The organism is Mesorhizobium sp. B2-6-4 (assembly GCF_006441495.1).
In the GTDB taxonomy this organism is placed as follows: Bacteria; Pseudomonadota; Alphaproteobacteria; order Rhizobiales; family Rhizobiaceae; genus Mesorhizobium.
Genome location: NZ_VFUE01000002.1, coordinates 60,094 through 77,746, shown reverse-complemented (window position 1 = coordinate 77,746; position 17,653 = coordinate 60,094). Strand labels below are relative to the sequence as shown.

The following is a 17,653-nucleotide window of genomic DNA, read 5'->3' as shown; positions in this document are numbered from 1 at the left end:
TCCCTCTTAAGTCGGCGACGGAAATATGCCGAACAGCGAGATGATGAAGTCGACGCAGAGATAAGGCTGGAAATTGGTGTGCGGCTGACTGCCGCCTATCGTCGAAACACTTTGTGAACTGTTAAGGTTCGTTTTTGGCGCATCCGTCCCATAGGCCGAGTTCGTAGCGCCAGTTAAGTTGGACAAAACATTGTTCGTCGGAGATGTGCCTGTTCCAGTGTTCGTTGATCCCAGCGCCGGATGGCTGTGAGTAGGTATCTGCTGAATCGTCAGCGTGATTTCTTCCGCCCCACCGGTCTCGGCCAAAACGAATCCATTGCCCTGGTGAAGAGGGAGACGACCTCGCAGGTCAGGCAACGCGAAGGTGCTTTCACCGTCACCACCATAAGTCGTGCCGATCAACTGGAACAAAGTCTCGTTTTCAGAGATTGGCAGAAGCTGCCCTTCACAAAACATCCAGCCGGCCGGCGCAAAGTTGCCGGCAAACATTCGGATTTCACCAACATAGGGCTGTGCCATGATTTCGTTCCTCAGGTCGGCGAGGGGAAAATGCCCTGCAGGGCAATGCAGAAGCTTAAGGTGAGGAATGGCTGCATGTTGAGATGCGCCTGAGACTCGCCCACATTCTGGATTGTCGCGGAACTCATTGAAACCAAGTTTGTCGCCGGTCCCCAAGGCTGGTCACCCGTTGAGTTGGACATAACCAACGAAGTGTCGGGCGTATTGGTTGGAGCGGCCGCCGCCGCATTCGCGTTCCACATATGTGTGTGCTGGGGCAATTCCGAGATCGAAAGCGTGTGGGATTGTTCACCGGCGCGCTCACCAAGCGTGTGACCGGCACCCACATGGATAGGAATGCGTCCCCTGTAGTCGGGTAGTGCGAAATTCACACGGCCATCACCGCCAAAGGTCGTGCCGAGCAGCGAGAACAGGGCTTGGTTTTGATTAATGGGCAGCAGCTGCCCGTTGCACAGAGCCCACCCCTTGGGCGCAAACACAAAAGACATGATCCGAATTTCGGATAAAAATGGCTCTGCCACGTACATCCCTCACGTTAGTCAAGTAACCCTACGGCAAACGATGGAAGATTCAATCCTATCTTAGAATTATGAAAATATACGGCGGCACATGTCCATGCAACTCAGCCTTAACCGTCAAAATTTTGCTCCGCCGCGCTGAACGCGTTTACGGAACTAGGGTCGTGATCACCTGGTAAGCATCGCCGGAGATAATCAGAACCCGATCTCCCGTGCCTCCATTAACCGCGCTTCCTGGATTGAGAGCGCCGATAAAAGAGACGACCTGTGCAGTCGTCGGATTAGCGACAAGCGAGGGACCTCCGGGCGCATCGTAAAGGTTGAACGTGTTGATAGTGGCAACGGTGCCCTGCTTGCGCAGGCCGATGCCTTCCGGCGACAGACCACTGCCGGCGCTTGTGTTGCCGAAAATCTCAAGATTCATGGTTTCGTTGCCGCTGACAGCGTTCCCAGCATCCACCCTGATGCCGTTGCGGTTGCCGGAAAGCGGGGCATCGATGTGATTGTTAGTTATGTGCGCATTGACAGTGCCGCTGGCGTCACGCGCCGTCACCAGTATCCCGTTGCCATCGCTGTTGTGGACGATGTTGTTGTCGAGATAGATGGTCATCGTTGGCGTCTCCGTGTTTGAGCCAAATGTCTGACTCGTCCCTGCGCCGATACCGGCCGCACCGGCCTGATTGTGCAGATCGAGGGTGTTGTTGTTCACCTTCGCGAAGACATTGGCGAAACCGAAGGACCCGACGTTGATCCCGTTGCCAATCGTGTTGGAGACTGAGTTCCCGCCAATATTGAAGTTGCCTTGGCCGCGGCCGTTGACGGTCGCTGAGATCCCAAACGTGGCAATTCTGTTGGCAGCGCTCTGCCCGGCGACCACATTGTTGGTGATGGCAATGATGTCAGTCGCACTTCCAACATGGCCGAGGAAGCCGGTGGGGGGGCCACCGGCATTGGCATTGCCGCCCTGAACCTGGATGCCAGTTCCGCCGGGGAAATTGTTGACATGGTTGTTGTCGATTGTCGCTTTGACAATGCTCGCGACAGTCGCCGCGCTGCCGAAGGCGACCACCCTGATACCAGAGCCTTGCGAATTTGCGGCAGCAGTGGCGCTGGTGATGGTGTTATTCGACACCGTAAGATTATCGATCGTCCCGGAGAAATTGAAGATGTCAACGCCGTGATATTGAGCCGTAGTCAGCAGATTGCCGGCGATTGAGATCGTCCCGTCGATGTTGTTCTCGGTTCCGGCGGTCGTCGTCGCGAACGAGATGTTTGCCTCTTCCGTGGTGACGTTGCCGTCGCTGTTGGAACCGCTGATCTTGCCGTTATTGAAAGTGAACCCGTGAACGCTCGTTCCCAGCACACCGCTGCCGGTGGTGTTCTGGATAAGCATGTTTGTGAACGAGGCACTTGTCGTATTGACGAGAGAGATACCGACACCGGTGGCGTTTTGGATCGTGCCACCGGAACTGTCGCTTCCATCTGTGACCGTGGAACCAGAGCCAGTCACCGTCAACCCGCCGATCGTGCCGGTGTTGTTGAGCACGATGCCATTCACAGCACCATTGGCCGAAATGCTCCTGAATGTCAGACCGCTCGCGCCGATCGTCGTGTTGGCGACGTTGAGCGCGGTGCCGGTACCGGATGTGATCGTGTTTGGATTGGCGCCGGTTGTCACTGTCACCGTGCCGCCGCCCGTGGCGCCGAAGCCGGTGCCGCTGCTGCTGGTGATCGCCAGTCCGCCATTGGTGAAGTTGATCGTCGCGCCGGTGTTGTCGGTCAGGTTGACGCCGGCCGCGCTGCCCGACGTGATCGACTTGGAAGCACCGGAGAAGGTGATCGTGCCGGCGGCATTGTCGTCGAGGAGGACGCCGGTCTGGCCGGCCACATTGTGGCTGATGTTGCCCGACAGCGTGATGTTGCCGGCGCCGGCGGCGCGATCCTGGATATTGACCGCCTGGCCGGTTCCGCTGGTGATGGTGCCTGCATAGGTGAAAGCCGCCGTGCCGCCGGTGTTGGCGCTGCCGGCGCCGTCGCCGATGCGAATCGTGGCGCTGCCGCCGCCGACCAGCGCGCCACCGCCGAGGTTGACCGGTCCGCCGGTAACAGCGTCGAGGATCACGGCGCTGCCGCCGCCGGCGCTCGTGTTCGTGGAAGCGAAGGTCATGCCGCCGGCGCCGATAGCGACGGTGTCCATGTCGACCGCAGCGCCGCTGCCGGTCGAAATCGTGTTGCCGGAGCCGGTGACGCTCACCGTGCCGCCGCCCGAGGCGCCGATGCCGATGCCGCTCGTGGTGGTGATCGCCAGGCCGCCATTGGTGAAGTTGATGGTCGCGCCGGCGTTGCTGGTCAGGAGCACGGCGGCGTTGGCGCCGGTCGAGAGCGTTTTCGACGCGCCGCCGAAATTGATCGTGCCGCCGGAGTTGCTGAGCGCGACGATGCCCAGTCCGCCATCGTTTCGGGTGATGGAGCTGGCGTTGTCGAAATTGACCGAGCCACCAGCCATGCCGCGAATGTTGGCGACGTTGCCGCCAGGGTTGGTGATGTCGACATTGTTGAGATTGATCGTGGCGCTCACGTCGCCGTTGGTAAACGTACCCTGATCGCCGTCGACGGCGAACGCATGGTTCGTCAGCGCGCCGGCAACCGTGTCGATAGCGACGTTGTTGAACGTATAAGTGCCGGTCGCGTTGTTCGCGGCATCGCCAAGGATGGTGATGCCGGTCGTCCCGGTCAGGCTGGCATTGTTGACGGTGACGTTACCCGCCGCGCCGTCTACCACGATGCCGGTGCCGCTGGTGTCGTTGAGCCCATTCGCCAGGGCGGTGGTGAAGTTCACCGCGCCGCCGGTGGTGTCGGCGACGACGATTAGGCGCTGGCCGCCGGTACCTTGTGTGATCGTGCCGGCATAGGTAACGGTCGCGTTACCGCCATCGACGCTGAACGCGGTTCCGTTCGGGCTGGTGATCGAGGTGCCGACGCCGAAGCCGAACGTGCCGTCGGAATCGTTGAGGATGTCGACGCTGGCATTGCCGCCATTCAGTGTCGTCGTGCCGTTGAAATTGTAGATGCCGTCGGCATTGTCGAATTGCAGGCCGGTGCCGTTGGTTGCCGACAGCGTGCCCGTCTGGAAGGTGATCGTTCCCGCGGTGTGGCCGGCGATGGCGACCAGCGCGGCATTGCCGGCCTGGGTGATGTTGCCGCTATAGGTGATGTTCGCCGCGCTTGCGTCGACGTTGAAGGCCGTGCTGTTCGGGTTGGTGATCGAGGTGCCGGTGCCGAAGTTGAACGTGCCGCCCGAATTGTTGACGATATCGATGCCGGCGTCGCCGCCATTCAACGTCGTCGTGCCGTTGAAATTGTAGGTGCCGTCGGCATTGTCGAACTGCAGGCCGGTGCCGTTGTTCGCCGACAGCGTGCCCGAGAAGGTCAGCGTGCCCGTATGGCCTGCTGAAACCGACACCAGGGCGGCGTTGCCCGCCTGGGTGATGTTGCCGCCATAGGTGGTGCTTACGGTGCCGCCGCCGACGCTGAATGCCGTGCCACCGCCGCCGCTCAGCGTGCCGGTGCCGAGGCCGGCGGTGCCGGTGACATTGGTCAGGACGACACCGCCGCCGCCGGACGACGTCGAGTCGAGCGCGACGTCGAGGGCGGCATTGGTGAGATCGATCGCCTTGTAGCTGGTGGAATTCACCGTTTCGCTGCCGGCGGTGGCGATGATGTTGATCGTCCCGCCGGGGCCGGTAATGCCGGCGCCGGTGGTGGTGTCGATTGTCAGCCCGCCGTTGAAGCTGGTCGTGCCGCCGCCCTGGAACAGGCCGGCCCCGCTGGTCGTATCGATGTCGGCGAGCCCGCCGACGTTGAGCGTGCCGCTCTCCCAGCCGATGCCGCCGCCCGTCGAAGCCGTGTTGTTCACCGTCACCGTGTTGAAATTGAAGGTGCCGGTGGGATTGCTGGCGTTCGAACTGATGCCGGCACCCGTCGTGCCGGTGACGGTGGTCGCGCCCGTGACCGTGAACGTGCCGGCGACGCCGTCGAAGATGATGCCGCTGGCGCCGCCGCTGGCGTTGACGCTGTTTACGATCATGCTGACGGTCAGCGGATCGAGATTGAACGCCACGCCGTTGATGGTGTCGACGGTGCCGCCGCTGCTGTTCAGCGCAAAAGTTGTGGCCGGGGGGCCCTTGGTGTCGACGAGGACGCCAGTGCCGCCATCATTGAACGTGGTGAACGTGCCGAGATCGAGCGTGCCGCTGGTGCTGGTGAAGGCAAGGCCGTTGCCCTGGACGCGCGCGCCTGATGTGCCGACGTCGAGCGTGCCGGCGCTGACCGTGCCGCCGGCGCCAGTGGAGTCGAACGTGACATTGTCGAAGGCAATGCCGCCGCCGGTGCCGCCGAGCACCGTGTTGCCGGCGAAGGAGCGGATGGCGATCGAATTGTCCGTCGCGCTGATGTTCTGGCCGGCGAAGGACGCGGCCAGCGCAGATCCCGTCGATCGCAGCGTATTGCCGTCGATCGAAAGCAGCAGCGTGTTGGCCGCCGCACCGGTCGTGGAGAAGTCGAGCGCCCTGCCGCCGGCTGATATGTCATTGTTGCGGAGAAAGAAACTCGACGCGGTCGACGCATCGACGGCAACACCGGCACCGGTGCCGGTGTTGCGGATGATGAGATTCTCGATGCCGCCGGTGATCGGGCTGGGACCACTGGTCGCCAGGGTGATCACCGACCCGGCAGTGTTGCTCTGCAGGATCGGCCGCAGCGTGTCGATGCCGGCCGGTGCGGCGATGATCGGCGAATTCTGCACCGTGGTGAAGTGGAATGCCGCCGACGCGCCGCTGCTGGTGTCGACACCGAGCTGCGAGACATCGATGGCCGTATCGTTTTGCCCGAAGGCGAGCAACACCTGCCCGTCATCGAGCTGGAACGACGTGCCGCTCAGGTCGATCGTTTCCTGGCTACCGGTGCCGTTCTTGTCGATCAGCACGATGACATTGGCCGTGGACGCCTGGGCGTTGGCATAGGTGCCTGGATTGACGAAGCTGCCGTCGCCGCCGCCGGTGGCGTCGGTGGTGACGTAGTAGACCTTGTAAGCGGACAGATTCGACGTGTCGCCGGTGAAGGTGACGTCGTTGAAATTGTAGTCGCCATTGGTCGGCAGGGTGTCGATGGCATGGATGGCCTGGCCGCCGGTGGTCGCGATCGTCGATTCGGCCAGGCCAGCGCCGTCGCCGAACACCAGCCTGGCGTTGGTGGCGCTGGAGAACTGGACGCCATAGCCGACATTTTCGATTTTCGAGGTCTGGCCCGCCGGATTGTTGTTGGCAGTGTCGCCGAGCTGGATCGTGCCGGTGCCGGTCGTGCCGGCCATGTCGATGCCGATAGTGCCGGCGAAGCTGCCGCCGTCGACGTCGAAATCGCCGGCCTTGATGTTGCTCGTGCCGAGCGCAGCGCCGTTGAGGTCGAAGCCGACCGCATTGGCTGCATTGAGCCCGATGTTCAGGCTGTCGAAGCCCAAGGTCGAGCCGAGCGTGCCGGATATGTCGACACCGCGCGAGGTGATGTTCTGCAGGTCGACCGCGCCGAGATCGATGGCGCCGCCGACTATATTGTTGAGCGAAACGCCGGTCGCCGCGCCATTGACCGAAACGGAATCGAAAATAACGCCGCCCGCGCCGACCGTTGCGCCGTCGAGATCGAGCGCGGTTCCAGTCGTTGTCGTGATGGTGTTGCCGGTGCCGGAGATGCTGATCGTGCCGCCGGAGCCCGCGCCAAAACCCGCTCCTGCCGTCGTCGTTATGTCAAGGCCGCCATTGCCGAAGCCGATCGTGGCGTTCGGGTTGCCGATCAGGCTGACGCCGTCCGTCGCGCCCGAGCTGATCTGCTTGGTCGCGCCCGAGAAGGTCACGGTCGCCGCCGTGCCGTTGTCGATACCGGCAACGACGATATTGCCGCCGGCGCCCGCAAGGCCATCGGTCAGGTTGCCCGACAGCGTCACAGAACCGCCGGTCAGTTCCTGGATCGAGACCGCCGCGCCGGTGCCTTTGCTGACGATGGCGCCCGCGTAGGATATGTTCGCGTTGCCGCCGCTCGCATTGGTGCCCGAGCCGACATTGAAGGCCGTGCCCAAACCGGTGTTGGTCAGCGTGCCGGTGCCGAAATTGAACGTGCCGCTGAGGTTCTGCAGGTCGATGCCGCTGCCGGAACCGAACGACGCGCTGGTCGAGGCGAAATCGATATTGCCGGCGATGCCGTCGAGGGCCACCGCCTGCGCGTTGGTGGCATTGACCGTACCCGTCAGGACATTGACCGTGCCGACGCCGCTGGCGCTGAACGCCGTCGCGCCGTTCGTGGAAATGTCCACATCCGTGAAGTTGACGGTGCCGGCGTTGTTGGTGAGCGAGACGCCGTTGCCGCCAACAGTCACCTTGTCGGTGAAATTGATCAGACCGCCGCCGTGATTGGCGATCGAGATGCCGCCGCCGGTCAGCGTGCCGGCCGGCCCGCTGTTGGGCAAGATGCCGCGCGTCACGGTGATGTTGCCGGCGCCGCCGTCGACGTCGAGCAGCGTGCCGGCGACGTTGACGTTGTTGTTGGTGATCGACAAATTGCTGTCGAGGCCGGCGACCTTGAACGCCGTCTGGCCGGCGCCGACATTGCCGACCGTGACGCCTTCGATGACGATGCCGCCGGCATTGTTGAAGCTGCCCGCGCTCTGGTCGATGGTGAAGACCGAGCCGCTGCCGCCGGTGAAGTCGAAGGCGGTGTTGCGCACTTGGTTGCTGCCGAGCAGATGCAGGGTATCGCTGCCCGTGCTCTTGACTACGCCCTCGTCGCCGGTGACGTCGCCGCCGGTGGCGCCGAGATTGCCCTGCACGTTCACCGGCTGGATGGTGCCGGTCGTGGTGATGGCGTTGCCGTTGCCGAAGCCGGTGATCGATTGGCCGGAATCGAGCGTGAACGGCGTGCCGCTGAGGTCGACCGTGCCGACGAAGGCGAAGGTCTGGGTGCCGGTCTTCAGATCGGCATCGGCAACCGAGATGGTATTGACTGACGTACTGAGCCCAAATGAGCCGGCGGCGATGACGCCGCCATTTTGCGACACCATGAACACCCCGCCGACGGCGCTGGCCAGATTCGCGCTGCCGGTGAAGAGCACGTCATCGAAGTCATAATTGCCGAGCGCGGCGAGACCGACGGTGTTGACGGTGAAATTGCCCGCCGCCGCGGTGATCGTCGAATTGCGGCCGTTGGCGTCGGCGAATTCGCCGTCGCCGAAGGTGAAGCTGGCGTTGGCGCTGGTCGCCGCCGTCTGGCCGGACGACAGATCGACGCCGATGCCGGCGCCTGAGATCGACGATCCGGTCAGGAAGGTGATGGTGCGGTTGCCCGTGGTCGAGGTCAGGTCGATGCCGCGCGAGCTCGCGGCGTCGTTTCCGGTGATCGTCGTCAGCCCGAAATCGGCGGTCGTGGCCGAGCCGGAGAAGTCGATGGCGGTCTGGCTGGCGCCCGCGCCGAGGCCGCTGACGGTGGTCGTGCCGAAGCTGACGTCGTTGTTGGTGCCGGAGAAATCGATGCCGGTAGTGCTGGTCGCGCCCAGCGTCACATTGGTCGTGCCGAAGGTGGCGCTGCCGGCCGCATTCGAGATGGACAGCGCGGCGCCGGTCGTGCCGGTGATCGACAGCGTGCCGCTGACCTCGAATGTCGAGTCGGCGCCAAGGCTGGTGATCGACGCGCCGCCGCCGCCGGTCGCCGTGAGCGGACCCGTGAAGCGGATCGCGGTGTCGGTGGGAGCGGTTATCTCCCCGATATCGAAGAGGCCGCCGGTGCCGGTCGAAGTGATGGCGCCGCCGAATGTGATCAGGCCGCCGGTGGTGCCGTCGATCCTGACGGCTTTTGCCGCGCTACTCTGGCTAATCGTGCCGTCATAGGTGACGTCGGCCGACGAACTGCCGATAACGATCGCGCTGGCGCCGGTATTGTCGATGGAGCTGGCCGCCCCGAAGGTCAGGCTTCCGCTCGAGCCGTTGAGGATCACGATGCCGAGGCCGCTGCCGCCTGATATGTCGAGATCGGCGAAATTGGCGGTGCCGCCGAAATTATTGACCAGCAGCGCGATATTGCTGCCGCCGGCGATCGTCGTGGTGCCGGTGAAGTCGACCGTCGCGGATGTGTTGGCCAGCACGACGCCGGTCGGCACCGACCCCTGGATGGTCAGATCGTTGACAGTGATCGCGCCCGACGCGCTGCCGAGGTAAAGCCCGATGGTCCCGCCCACGATCGTCACGCCAGTGCTGGTGAGGCCGTTGATCGACGCCGTGCCGTCGATCGCCAGGAACGAGCTGTTGACGCTGAGGTTGGAGACGGTGTTGCCGCTGGCGAGGTCGATGGTGTTGCCGCCGCCGTTGTTCAGCGTCGCGCCACCGAAGCCGAACGGATCGGCCTGTGTCGCGCCGGTGACGACCGCCGTGCCGGTGACATTGGCCGGCGGACCGCCCAGGCTGATGGTGGCGCCGTTGGCGAAGGAGACCAGCGACTGGCCGCTGGCCAGCGTGAAGCCGTTGGCATCGGTGTCGGTGGTCTGCACGGCCGCGGTCTTGACCAGCACGAAGGTCGTGTTGGCATTGGTGGTCAGATCGTCGGCCGCGGCGGCATCGATCAGGTTGGCGACGCTTGAGCCGTCGCCCGTTCCGGTGCTGCTCGAACCGACGAAGACGACGTTGGCTGCATCGAACAGCTGCGGTCCAACCAGATGCGTGCCGTTGAAGGCATAGGTGCCGCTGCCGGGCAGCAGGCCGCGCATGTCGAGCGAGGCGATGACGCCGGTGATCGATGCGCCGCCGGCCGCGCCGAACGAGAACGCCGTGCTGGCGGTGGTTCCGGCCAGGCCGTTGGTGCCCATCTGGACGCCGGTGTCGACACCGGTGATGACGCCGCTGCCGATGGTCACCGAGCCGCCATTGGTGCCGGACAGGTCGACGCCGATCGAGGAGCCGCCGGAACTGCCGCTGATGTCGAGCGTGGCGGCGGTGAAGGTCGACGTGCTGCCCGAGAGGTCGAGCGCGGTGGAGCAATTGCACAGGCCGGTGATGTCGATGTCGTCGAAGCTGATGACGCCGTTGCTGCCGACGACGTCGATGCCGCTTCCGAGCGGCTGGTCGATGGTGACGGCGCCGCCGAACGAAACGGCGCCGGTGTTGTTTTCCAGCCAGACGCCGTCGCCGGGGCCGGTCATGCTCACCGGGCCACTGAAGGTGAGCGTGCCGGTGTTGTCGGTGGCGAGGATGCCCTCGCTGCCGATATGGGTCAGCATGACCGGCCCGCCGAAGGTGACCGCGCCGCCGGAATTCTGGACGTCGATGCCGATGCCGCCGGGGGCGGTGATGTCCGAAATATCGACGGCTCCGAACATGAAATCGGCGGTGCTGTCGAAGATCCCGAGGCCGCCGACGACGGTGTTGCTGATCGTCGTTGCGCCGGAAACGGCGAAATTTCCCGACACGCCTGCCAACGTCGCGCCGAACAGGCCACCGTCCTGCGTCAGGCTGGCCAGCTTGACGTCGAGATTAGCGCCAAGCAAGGCGACGCCGGCCGCGCCATTGCCGGAGATCGTGCCGTCGGTGGTGCTGAATGTGCCGGTGGTGGAGAGGACGTTGACGCCGAAGCCGGAATTGTCGGAGGCGTTCAGCGTCTGGAATGCATATGTTCCGTCGCCGCCGACGAACAGGCCATTGCCGGCATTGTTCGACAGTGTCGTCGTGCCGGTGAAGGCATAACTGCCGTCGCCGTCGATATGCAGGCCCTCGCTGGCGTTGCTCGTCGAGGTCACATTGTTGGTCGCGACGTTGCTGGCGCCTTCGAACAGCAGCCCGTCCAGGCCGGCGCCGCTGACATTCATGCCGCTTATCGTCACGCCGGTGACATTGTTGCCGTGGACGCCGTTGCCGCCGCCCGGATTGGCGTTCGAGACGTTGAAGTCGAGCAGCGCGCTGTTGTTGGCCAGCGTGACGGTGTCCGCGCCGGCCGAACTGGTGAGCGTCGCCGCGCCCGCGCCGTCCGAGATGGCGCTGGTGTGCGCGATGTTGTCGCCCGTTACGTTAACCGGGATGCCGCCGAGCGAGAATGTGCGGCCGTTGCCGAAGGAAGCCAGCGTCTGTCCGGCGCTCAGCGAGAACCCGTCGGTGTCGTCGATGGTGCCGCGATTGACCAGCACAAAGATCGCGGTGCCGTCGGTGTTGGCATCGGCATCGGCAATCGAGGCAAGGTCGAGCAGCGAGGAGCCGGTGCCCGAGCCGGTTGCGGCCGCGCCGACGAAGATGACATTCTGCTGGTCAAACAATTGCGGGCCGCTGAAGGTCGTCGAACCGAAGGCGTAGTGGCCGAGCGTCTGGTTAAGGCCGCGCGCGTCGAGCGAGGCGGTGCTGCCGGCAATGGAACCGCCGCCGAAGGAGAATTCGGCATTGGCCGAGTTCAGCAGCGAGCCGGAAATGCCGAAGCGCACGCCGGTGCCGACGCCTGTGATCGCACCGCCATCGGTGATGACGATCGATGCCCCGCCCGAGGTCGGCGAGGCGAGGTCGATGCCGATCGAGCCGGCCGCACCCGTGCCGGCGATGTTGAGCGACTGGGCGGTGAAGTTCGTATGGCTGCCGGAGAAGTCGAGGCCAGTGCCGACGCCGAGGCCCGAGATGACGATGTCGCCTGCCACCACCGCCGCGTTGACGCCGGTAAACGAGATGCCGTCGCCGGCGGGAGCGCTGATGTCGATATCGCCGAAGCGGATCGCCGCCGGTGAGTTGGAAATGGCGATCGCCGGTCCGGTGGTGTCCGAAATGGTCGTGGCGCCGGTGACGGCGAAGCTGCCCGCCACGTGATCGAGCACGACGCCCGACGGACCGCCGGTCTGGTCGATCGAATCCAGCACCACATGCGCCGTGATCGGATCGATGAAGACGCCGACGCCGCCATTGCCCGACACGGTGCCGCCGGTGGTGGCGAAGCTGCCTGATGTCGAGGTGCCCTGAACGGTTATGCCGCGGTCGGCATTGTCCTTCGCGCTAAGCGTCGCGAATGTATAGGTGCCATGGCCGGTGGCATCCAGCCCGTCGTCGCTATTGCCCTGGAGCAGCGTCGTGCCGGCGAAATTGTAGGTGCCGTCGCCTTCGATGTGCAGGCCGTCAAGGCCGTTGCCGGTGGCGGTGAAATTGGAACCGGTGATGCCGGTCGAGTTGCCGGTGAAGGCGGCGCCGTTGCCGCCGGCGCCTGTCACCGTGACATTGGTCAGCGTGGCGCCGGTGATGTTGTTGCCGAAGATGCCGTCGGCGCCGCCGGTGATGGTGATGCCGTTCAGCGTGTCGCCGTTGCCGAGCGTGATCACGTTGTTGGCCACGCTGGTGCCCTGGATGGTGCCGTTACTGCCGCCCAGATTGAAGGTGCCGGTGCCGCCGCCGAATAGCCTCGCGGTGACGCTTTGGCCGCCGCCGATGACGGTCTGGCCGTCTGCGAGCGTCGTGCCGGTGGTGGTGATGTTGCCGTTGCCGCCCAGCGCCACCACGAAACCCCCGGTGCCGGCCTTGGTCACTGCGTCGTCCAGCGTCGTCGGATCGGCCAGCGTGCCGGCGCCGGCCAGGCCGCCATCGGCGTAGTAGAACTTGCCGAAGGCGGCATTGGTGGCGGCGTTGATGGCGACGCGCGTCGTCGAGCCGCCGGGCAGCTCCTGGCTCTGGATCCTGACGCCGATGTCGCCGCGCACCCGCTCGTTGACGCGCTTGCGCAAGCCTTCGCTGACCGGATAGACCGGCTCCGGCCCGCTGTCCGCGCCGCCTTGGCCGGGATTGAACGGGATGCTCAGCCGCACGCTGCCGGCGAACTGGGTGTCGTCGCGATTGTCGTTGCGCACCTCGCCGGTGAAGGTCAGCGCCGTTCCGGTGCCGAAGACATCGCCGATCTCATATTCGATGCCGGCCTTGACCCCGGTTACGCCGCTGTCGTCGCCATGCGGATCCTCGAAGTGGTAACCGCCTATGTCGAGCCGCAGTGAATGCTTGTCGGGAAGGTTGAGCGGCACCCGCGCGCCGATCTCGCCCTCGATGCCCCAGGCCGCGTAGTCGCGATGGTCGAGCACCGAGATCTGCTCGACCAGCTGGTTCGAGACCATCGACAGGGTCGACGAGACCGAATGGTCCGTCGTGTCGCCCTTGATCGGCACGAAGACATTCACATGCGCGTCGAAATGCGGGGTGATGGCCTCGGCGCCGAGCGTGGCTGACGTGAACTGGTTGGAGTTGTAGTTCTCGACGTTGAGATAGGCGTAGCCGCCGAGCATCAGGTCCGGATTGATGATGCGGCGAATGCCCAGGCCGACATCCTGGCCGAACGCGTCCTTGAAATCGTGCTTGGCCCTGACATCCAGGAACAGCACCGATTCGGCCGTCTGCTTGATCGGGATGAAGCCTTCGAGCGCGGCGTTGCCGCCATTGTTGTCGGCGCCGATGATGGCGCGTATCTGCGGCTGCCAGAGGACGTCGTCGCCATAGGCGGCCACGCCTGACAGCGCCACCGCCAGCGTCGAAAGCGCCGTCGTCTTCCAGAGATGCCTTGCAAAACGCGAGCGACCATAGGCCACGCGCACGCGGAAATCCTCCCCGCGCGCCGCCATCTCCCCAACCTGCCGAGACGTCTCGGTAGTTCCCATCCCTGGCCGCCCTTTGGGGACTGCTCGCCCCCGCACCAATTCTTGCGCGAATTCCATTGTATAGCGAGTCCCCAACGTCGCGACTGCTGTTGTTGCGCCGTAAAGTTCTCACTTGTGGCAATGCCGCAACAGTAATTTTGCCGGCTTTCCTCGCCTGTGCGCGGCTTCCGGAACAGTCAGGAGTATTGTATCAAGCCGCCGGTGGGAAAATACCTGCCGTTTCGAGAAAAATGCGGGGCGTGAAGAACATGGCAGCCATTTTAGCGCGTGCTAATCTGTTAAATGTGACGGCAGCACTGGGCGCCCTGGGGCTGATCGCATCGGTCGCCGGGCCGGCGCTTGCCGAGGACGCCAAGCCGGCGCAGCCCCCGGCCGCTCAATCCAAGCCGGCCGACGCCAATCCATGGGCGGTGAACTGTTCAAGCGGCGCGGCCAACAGCGAGCTTCAATGCCAGGTGTCGCAGAACCTGACCGAAGCCAAGACCGGGCAGCGCGTGCTGACCGTGACCGTGCGCCGCGACAACGGCAACGGCTCCCTCGCCATGCTGCTCGCCCTGCCGCACGGGCTGTTCCTGCCCTCCGGCGCCAGCTACCAGATCGATCAAGGCCAGAAGACGACCATCGCCATCCAGACCAGCGACCAGAACGGCGCCTATGCCGCCACGCCGCTGCCGCCGGAACTGATCAAGGCGATGAAATCGGGAACCAATCTCAACATCGGCATGGAATCGGTGACCCGCAAGCCGGTCACCATCCCGGTCTCGCTGGCCGGCTTCACCGCGGCAATCGCCAAGCTGGAATCGATCAAGTAGCGGGCTCGCCGCGCTCCCCCGCCGCCGTCGCCGGGCAATGCTCCAGGCCACGACAGGTTCCATCTTGTGGCGGAGACTACCGGCATCGTGCCACTTGATTGTCCGCTTCCGCAATGCTCCGATGTCGCTTCAGCCATCCGGAGAGAACCATGACCGGCTTTGTCGACCGCCAGCGCGCGATGCAACTGATGCAACGCGCCGGCCTGCAGGCGCTGGTGCTCTCAGCGCCCCAGGCCTTCCACTATGCGACCGGCGCGTCGATCGGCCCGGCGGGGCTGTTCCGGCGTGCCGGCGCCGGCTTCGTTGTCATCCCGGCCCGGCAGGACCTGCCGATCGGCGTCGTCGTCGCGGATTTCAGTGCGGGACAGTTGCGGATCGCCGCGCCCGAAGCGGTTGTGCGTTCGCACCCGATCTGGATCGAATTCGCGCCGGTCGAGACGGGAACCCGCGGCCCGTTGGCGGAGCGTATCGAGGCTGGCCTTGTCTCGCTTGGCCGCGCGCCGGATTTCGCGCGCCCCGCCACCTTCGATCTCGCCGGCTCGGTGCGCCAGTTGCAAGCTTTGCTTGCCGAATTCGGACTGGAGCGCGCAACGCTCGGCGTCGACCTCGACTTTGTTCCGGCCGCCGATTTCGCGGCCATGCAGGCGCTGCTGCCGCAGTGCCGGATGGTCGACGGCTCGTCGGTCTTGGATCGGCTGCGGGCGATCAAGTCGCAACGCGAGATCGAGCTCCTGCAGCAAGGCATTATCCTGTCTGAAGCAGGGCTGGAGCGGCTGCAGGTGGATGCGATGGCAGGCATGCGCTAGGCCGATCTCGTCGCGCTCTACCGGCAAGGCGTGGCCGCGGCGGCGGCGGGCCTCTCCCATCCGGTCGCGACGGCGGAATATGTGACGCTCGGCGCCCGGGCCAAGGGTGCCGATGCCAAGGCAATGCCCGGCGATCCGCTGAAATGCGACATGGTCTGCACGATCGGCGGGTATGCGTCCGACATGTCGCGCAACTTCACTTTCGGTCCCGCTTCCGCCGACCAGGTCGAACTGCACGCGATCGCCGAGCGCGCTTTCGAGGACGGGTTGGCGGCACTCGTGCCGGGAAATTCGATCGGCCATGTGCACCGCGTCGCCACCGACAGCCTGGCGCGGCAAGGCCTGCGCTCCTACCGCCGGGGGCATTTCGGCCACGGTGTCGGGCAGTCTGTGTTCTCGGAGCAATGGCCGTTCATTGCGGCCGACAGCGATGTCCTGGTCGAAGCCGGCATGGTGCTGGCCTTCGAGATCCCGCTCTACATCGACGGCCTCGCCAGCTTCAACCTGGAGGACCAGTTCCTGATCACGCCGGATGGGCCAGCCGCGATGAACCGGCTGCCAAGGCGATTGGAGAGGATAGGATAGCGAGGGCGGGATCGTGACGGTGTCACTGCCAGCGCCCTACGGCGCCCCCCTCTGCCCTGCCGGGCATCTCCCCCTCAAGGGGGGAGATCGATTATCGCTCCCGCTTTCGCCAATTTTCAACGTTGCAAGAACAAGATGAGCCGGCGCCGAAACTTCCAATCTCCCCCCTTGAGGGGGAGATGTCCGGCAGGACAGAGGGGGGCGCCACAGAACTCAGCGATGGGTGCCCTGTCGCGAGCGATTAACCGCTCACCGGCGGCCGCCTGTCCCTCCACGGCATTTCCCGCTCGAGCTGCGCCGACGCGGCCAGCACCGTCGCCTCGTCGCCGTAGCGGCCGACAAGCTGCACCCCGATCGGTACGCCGTCTTTCGACCAGCCGAGCGGCAGCGAGATGGCCGGCTGGCCTGAGATGTTGAAGGGGAAGGCGAACGCCGCATCCGTCCATTTGGCGTTGTAGCGGTCGATGTCGGTCTCCGACATGTCGTAATAGCCGAACGGGCGTGGCAGCTGCGTCAGCGTCGGGGTGATGAAGAGGTCGTAGGGCGAAAGGTCGCCGACGATGTCGCGGCCGACCTGCCTGAGCTGCTCGACGTCGGAGATGTGCCTGATGCCGCTGGTCGCACGGCCGCGTTCGATGATCGCCCAGGTCACCGGTTCGACATCATCAGGCGTGACCGGGCGGCCGATCACCGTTTCATGATAGCCGAAGGTCGCCGCCGTCTGCACGCAGGTCATGTTGGTATAGGTGGCCCACACGGCATCGGCATCGAGCGACATGTCGTGTTCCTCGACATCATGTCCCAGCCGCTCCAACGCCGCCACGGTCGCCAGCACGGCCGCCTTCACGTCCGCATCGATGGCCGTGCCGTTGGGCGGTATGACGGTGAAGCCGATGCGCAGTTTCTTCGGCGCCTGTGCCGACAGGCTGAGCCAGGAGGCGTCGGGGACCGGCGGCGTATAGGGGTCGCCCGGCAAGGCGCCGGCCACCGCGTCGAGATAGGCCGCCGTGTCGCGCACGCTGCGCGAGCAGCACAGGAAGTAGGCGCCGCCATACCAATAGTCGCCGAACGGTGCCAGGCTGACGCGGCCGCGCGACGGCTTCAGCCCGACGATGCCGCAGCAGGAGGCCGGAATGCGGATCGAGCCGGCGCCGTCGCTGGCCTCGGCGATCGGCACCATGCGCGAAGCGACGGCCGCCGCCGCGCCGCCGCTCGAGCCACCTGGCGTGATGCCTTCCTTCCACGGGTTCTTCGTCGTGCCGTAGAGCTTCGGTTCCGTCGTGATCGACCAGCCGTTTTCGGGCGCGTTCGACTTGCCGACCAGCACCAGCCCGGCCGCCTTCATGCGGCGCACGACTTCGGTGTCGAAATCGGCGACGACATCTTTCAGGTAGAGGCAAGAGTTGGTGTTCGGCGCGCCGGTCCAGGACGAGGCCAGTTCCTTGAGCAGGAATGGCACGCCGGCGAAAGGTGCTGATCTGTCGACCGTCTGCGCCTGGGCACGCGCCATGTCGTAGAGGCGATGGATGACCGCGTTCAGCGCCGGGTTGAGCTGCTCGACCAGCGTGATCGCCGCCTCGACCATTTCCGCAGGTGAAATCTCGCCCCGATGCACCAAGTCAGCAAGATCCAGCGCATCGGAGTTCGCATAGGTTTTCAGCAGGCTGTCGGTGACCATGTCTCTCCTCCCAGTCGTTGCCTCGCGCCGCGCCCGAGCTATCG

Annotated in this window: 7 protein-coding genes; 3 read left to right on the top strand and 4 right to left on the bottom strand. The window is 64.6% G+C overall.

Features of this window, described 5'->3' with window-relative positions; genetic code table 11:
- Window positions 1-6 precede the first annotated feature (6 nt).
- The 3 genes from FJ426_RS02740 to FJ426_RS02730 form a co-directional block, all read right to left on the bottom strand.
- Window positions 7-519, bottom strand: coding sequence for a tail fiber protein (locus tag FJ426_RS02740; RefSeq protein ID WP_140559196.1), 513 nt, complete (start codon window positions 517-519; stop codon window positions 7-9).
- Window positions 520-530: 11 nt separating this feature from the next.
- Window positions 531-1,040: a tail fiber protein gene (locus tag FJ426_RS02735; RefSeq protein WP_140559197.1), complete on the bottom strand. Its 510-nt coding sequence runs from the start codon at window positions 1,038-1,040 to the stop codon at window positions 531-533.
- Between the two features lie 145 nt (window positions 1,041-1,185).
- A complete protein-coding gene (locus FJ426_RS02730; RefSeq protein WP_140824722.1) occupies window positions 1,186-13,692 on the bottom strand; it encodes an S-layer family protein in 12,507 nt (4,168 codons plus the stop codon).
- 284 nt (window positions 13,693-13,976) lie between these two features.
- On the opposite strand from FJ426_RS02730, the gene FJ426_RS02725 reads away from it, so the two are divergent.
- The 3 genes from FJ426_RS02725 (at window position 13,977) to FJ426_RS31675 (ending at window position 15,931) form a co-directional block, all read left to right on the top strand.
- Window positions 13,977-14,540, top strand: coding sequence for an invasion associated locus B family protein (locus FJ426_RS02725; protein WP_224618147.1), 564 nt, complete (start codon window positions 13,977-13,979; stop codon window positions 14,538-14,540).
- A gap of 149 nt (window positions 14,541-14,689) precedes the next feature.
- Window positions 14,690-15,346, top strand: coding sequence for an aminopeptidase P family N-terminal domain-containing protein (locus tag FJ426_RS31680; RefSeq protein WP_246675476.1), 657 nt, complete (start codon window positions 14,690-14,692; stop codon window positions 15,344-15,346).
- Window positions 15,347-15,376: 30 nt separating this feature from the next.
- Window positions 15,377-15,931 carry a M24 family metallopeptidase gene (locus FJ426_RS31675; RefSeq protein WP_246675474.1) on the top strand — a complete coding sequence of 185 codons (555 nt, stop codon included), beginning with the start codon at window positions 15,377-15,379 and terminating at the stop codon, window positions 15,929-15,931.
- 241 nt (window positions 15,932-16,172) lie between these two features.
- Here FJ426_RS31675 and FJ426_RS02710 read toward each other — a convergent pair whose 3' ends face one another.
- Entirely contained in the window at window positions 16,173-17,609 is a 1,437-nt protein-coding gene (locus FJ426_RS02710; RefSeq protein WP_140559199.1) for an amidase, read from the bottom strand.
- Window positions 17,610-17,653 lie beyond the last annotated feature (44 nt).

Excerpts from the sequence above, each read along its gene's own strand:
- FJ426_RS02730 (WP_140824722.1), bottom strand. The coding sequence starts at position 13,692 with ATGGCGGCGCGCGGGGAGGATTTCCGCGTGCGCGTGGCCTATGGTCGC.
- FJ426_RS02710 (WP_140559199.1), bottom strand. The coding sequence starts at position 17,609 with ATGGTCACCGACAGCCTGCTGAAAACCTATGCGAACTCCGATGCGCTG.
- FJ426_RS02740 (WP_140559196.1), bottom strand. The coding sequence starts at position 519 with ATGGCACAGCCCTATGTTGGTGAAATCCGAATGTTTGCCGGCAACTTT.
- FJ426_RS31680 (WP_246675476.1), top strand. The coding sequence starts at position 14,690 with ATGACCGGCTTTGTCGACCGCCAGCGCGCGATGCAACTGATGCAACGC.
- FJ426_RS02725 (WP_224618147.1), top strand. The coding sequence starts at position 13,977 with ATGGCAGCCATTTTAGCGCGTGCTAATCTGTTAAATGTGACGGCAGCA.